The 1,269-nt window shown below is 70.1% G+C and carries 3 protein-coding genes; all 3 read left to right on the top strand.

Annotated elements, in window-relative coordinates:
* Nucleotides 1-390: hypothetical protein (locus tag ACMZ42_RS27160; protein WP_415733450.1), on the top strand; the 390-nt coding region annotated here is incomplete at its 5' end.
* Between the two features lie 157 nt (nt 391-547).
* Entirely contained in the window at nt 548-1,060 is a 513-nt protein-coding gene (locus ACMZ42_RS27165; RefSeq protein ID WP_415733451.1) for a hypothetical protein, read from the top strand.
* Nucleotides 1,057-1,218 carry a hypothetical protein gene (locus ACMZ42_RS27170; RefSeq protein WP_415733452.1) on the top strand — a complete coding sequence of 54 codons (162 nt, stop codon included), beginning with the start codon at nt 1,057-1,059 and terminating at the stop codon, nt 1,216-1,218. The genes ACMZ42_RS27165 and ACMZ42_RS27170 overlap by 4 nt, the downstream gene beginning before the upstream one ends.
* Nucleotides 1,219-1,269 lie beyond the last annotated feature (51 nt).

A 1,269-nucleotide genomic window follows, 5' to 3' on the forward strand; every position in this document is an offset into this window, starting at 1 on the left:
CCCTACGCCATCGCCCTCGACACGGTTACCGGCAAACAGCACCCGCGCGGCGACCGGCACGCGTTCAGCGGCCAGGCCACCGCCGTCTGGTACCGCCGCAAGGCTGGCGTCACCCGCGCTTGCATCGGGACGCTCGACCTGTGGAGCCACTACCTGCCCCGACCCCTGAACCTTGACGACCCCCACGACATTCTGACCGCCGGGCTCGACGGACGGTACGGCGGCGACTGCCACGGCCGGTGGGACGGCGAACGCTACTGGGGTGCACAGGAGCCCCAGACCATGGAGCTCCATCTCGCGGTACTCCGCCCCATGCTCGCCGACTACCCGATCATCCCTGCCAGGTTCGACGGTTGGTGGACATACCAGGCCGAGGAGACGACCCGGTGACCTCCCCGTCGTCCAGTCCCCGAGGCGAGCGAGCCGGCCGCCCCGGAACCCAGTGGGGAACCGTGCTCCGTACCACCGGCGAGCACGTCATACCCGACGACGCACCCACACCCCACGCCAACCGGGCCGCCCGGCGAGCAGCAGCACGGAGGAAGAAGTGACCGACCAGCCGACACCCGACTCCCTGCGCGAGCAGTACGCGGCAGCGATCCGCCCGGCCATGCTCCTGGGCCTGCAAGACGCCGAACTCGATGGCGAGGGAGGCACCCAGCGCATCAACGAGTGGGTCGACTGGATTGCCGAGAAAATCCATAAAGTCCGGGACCGGGAGATGAAGCAGCTGGCCGCCGGGCGCGCCACGTGGACGGCCAAGGCGCTGGAGATGGAGCAGGCCGCCGAGCAGGCCGAGGCCGCCCTTGAGCAGGCAGAGCTCGACGCCGAACAGCAGGCCCGCCACTTTCGCACCCTGTCCGGCGAGCGCGAGAGCTACCGGCAGGCGTGGAAGGACGAGCAGAAGCGACGCGCCACCGCCGAGGCCGCCATTGAACGCGTACAGCGGCTGTGCGACCTCACCATCGCCGCATCGGTCCGCGTCGAGGCCGTACAGCAGGCCCGCGACACCCTCGCCGCCCTCGACCAGCCGCAGCAGCCCACCACCACGGAGGCATGACCATGCCGCTCTTCCTTCTCGGTCTCGCCCTCGGCGCCTTCTCCGCAGGCACCACCTACTGGTGGACCGCCGACAGCCAGGCCGCCGCCATCGTCGGCATCATCGCCGCCGTCCTCACCTGGCTCGGCCTCGCCACCTTCATCGCCCTCGACGACTAACCCACCGCACCACAGGAGCCACCGTGACCGCCGCTCGCGACCTGCATTCGA

Origin of the sequence: Lysinibacillus sp. NPDC056185 (assembly GCF_047737915.1) — a bacterium.
GTDB lineage: Bacteria > Bacillota > Bacilli > Bacillales_A > Planococcaceae > Lysinibacillus.